The sequence below is a fragment of the Streptomyces sp. NPDC057543 genome, from assembly GCF_042801895.1.
Taxonomy (GTDB): Bacteria; Actinomycetota; Actinomycetes; order Streptomycetales; family Streptomycetaceae; genus Streptomyces.
Map to the genome: position 1 here is coordinate 1 of NZ_JBHVFF010000542.1, position 2,252 is coordinate 2,252.

Here is a 2,252-nt window from a genome sequence, read left to right on the forward strand (position 1 = left end):
CTGCTGCGCCGGACGGCACCGGCCTCGTGACGTCGGAAGAGGTCTACCAGCGGCCGCGTGCCGGTGCGGAGCCGAGCTTGGAACTCAGCACCGACAGGAAGGTCGGGAGCTTGTCCACCGCGGATTTGGGGACAGGAGTGACGTGGACCGTGTCCCGCACCACGTCCTGCACGACGAGCTTGTAGGTACCGCCTTCCTGGACGAGTTCGGCGGCGTAGAGCACTGTTTCCACCAGAGATCCTTCGGTTGTGTCGTGCGACGAGTCAGGCGCAGGTGAGCCAGGCGCTCCACGCCTTGGTGGCCTGCTGTTCGTCCGTGTCCTCGGCGAACAGGTGGTGGCCCAGCCAGATCGGCCAGTTCCAGGTGCTGCCGTTGAAGAACCGGTACAGCGCGTCCGGGCCGCGCAGGCCGACGAAGTCGGGGCTCAGCCAGTCCACAACGACCTCCTCCGAGCCGCCGTCCACACCCGGGAGGTCGAGCGACAGCCGGTCGCCGACGGTCGTGTCGTGGGCGAGGCCGAGGCGTCGGCGCAGGGCGGCGAAGTCGGCGGGGTCGTCGGTGCGCTCGCCGCGGCCGGCCTTGACGTAGACGACGGGGCGGCCGGCGAAGTGCCTCAGGTACTCGGCGAGGGCGTGCTGGTAGAAGTCGACGTGCTTCTCTGCCGCGTCCGCCTTGGTGTCCCACGTGTCGTCGACGACGCCCGTGTGCACCCAGTGGATTCCCATGCGCAGGTGGCTCGTTCCGCCGTCGAGCGGCTCGATCCGGTAGGTGAGCGTGTTGGAGAACCCGTCGTCCAGGGCCACGCGCACGGCGAAGTGGTGCGGCGGCTCCCACGCCACGACGGTGCCGTCGGCCCGGGTGACCTTTCCGCCGACGTGCGGCTCGACCTCCATGGGGTACAGCCAGCCGAGGTTGCCGGTGCCGGTGGCGACCGCGTGCCAGACCTGCTCAGGCGTGGCGGGCAGGTCCTGCTCCCGGCGGACCTCGAACTCTCGGGCCATGGTCACTTCTCCTTCGTCATCGTTCATGTGTCAGTAGCTGAGTGGGAGGGCGCTCAGCCGCCGTTGCAGTGGGTTGGGCCGCCATTCGAGGGCCGCCCCGTCGGCCAGCCGCAGGTGCGGGAGCCGACGGACCAGCGTGCCGATGGCCACCTCTGCCTGGAGCTTGGCCAGCGGACCGCCGAGGCAGAAGTGCGGGCCGTTGCCGAAGCTCAGATACCGGTTGCCGGGGCGCGACAGGTCGAGCCGGTCGGGATCCTCGAAGCGCTCGGGATCACGGTTGGTGGCGGCGAGGAACAGGTACACCAGCTCGCCCTCGCGCAGCGTCCGCCCGCCGATCCCGACGTCCTCGGCGACGACCCGGACGATTGCCTGGGTCGGCGTGTCGTAGCGGGCCAGTTCGTCGACGGCGGTGCGGATCAGCGCCGGGTCCTCGCGCAGCCGGGCCAGCTGGTCGGGGTGGCGGAGCAGGGCGAGCACACCGTTGCCGACCAGGTGGGTGGTGGTCTCGTCGCCCGCGGTGATCAGGACGAAGCAGGTGGACAGCAGTTCGGAGTCGGTGAGCCGGTCGTCCTGCGCCTGCGTCGCGACCAAGGCGCTGATCAGGTCGTCGCCCGGGTCTGCCCGGCGTCGGCGGACGAGTCGGGCGAGGTACTCCTCGTACTGCTCGATCGCCGCCTCGGACTTGTCGATGTCCTCGCTCAGCCGGCCGAGGCGGCGGAACCATGTGTTGACCTGCGGACGGTCCTCGGGTGGGATGCCGAACAGCTCGCAGATGACGGACAGCGGCAGCGGGGAGGCGACCGCCTCGATCAGGTCCATGGCCGACCCCGCCGCGACCGCCTCGTCGATGAGCCGGTCGACGATCCGCTGGACGCCGTCGCGCAGGGCTTCGACGCGCCGGGCGGTGAAGGCACGGTTGGCCAGCTTGCGCAGCCGGGCGTGGTCCGGCGGGTCGGTGTTGCTCATCACCCGGCCGAGCCGGTCGGTGAGCCTGCTGAAGGCCTTCAGGTCGCCGCCGAGCGCACCGTAGGCGCGGGTCATCCGGTCCCGGTCGTTGGACAGCCGAAGGTTTCCCAGGGCCGCCTCGACGTCGGCGTACCGGGTGAGGTACCAGATGCCCTGGGTGCTTCGGTGGACCGGGCTCTCTCGCCGCATTCGGGCGTAGAACGGATATGGGTCCCGGCGGACCGCGGGCGTTTGCAGCGCTGCGGCGAGGTCGCCGGGCCGGACGAGGCCCGCGGTGCCGCGGGC

3 protein-coding genes are annotated in these 2,252 nt (G+C 70.7%); all 3 read right to left on the reverse strand.

Translation table 11 applies throughout. The annotated features are described in order from the left end of the window. Positions 1-43 precede the first annotated feature (43 nt). Genes ACFU8Q_RS41080 through ACFU8Q_RS41090 form a run of 3 tightly spaced genes read right to left on the reverse strand, consistent with a single transcriptional unit; the run spans position 44 to position 2,204 of the window. Positions 44-232 carry a hypothetical protein gene (locus ACFU8Q_RS41080; protein ID WP_384465209.1) on the reverse strand — a complete coding sequence of 63 codons (189 nt, stop codon included), beginning with the start codon at positions 230-232 and terminating at the stop codon, positions 44-46. 31 nt (positions 233-263) lie between these two features. Next, positions 264-1,001 (reverse strand): SRPBCC domain-containing protein, encoded by a 738-nt coding sequence (locus tag ACFU8Q_RS41085; RefSeq protein WP_384465212.1) that lies wholly within the window; start codon positions 999-1,001, stop codon positions 264-266. A gap of 30 nt (positions 1,002-1,031) precedes the next feature. Then, the gene (locus ACFU8Q_RS41090) at positions 1,032-2,204 is read right to left on the reverse strand and encodes a cytochrome P450 (RefSeq protein WP_384465215.1); all 1,173 of its coding nucleotides are present in this window, start codon (positions 2,202-2,204) and stop codon (positions 1,032-1,034) included. Positions 2,205-2,252: the final 48 nt, after the last annotated feature.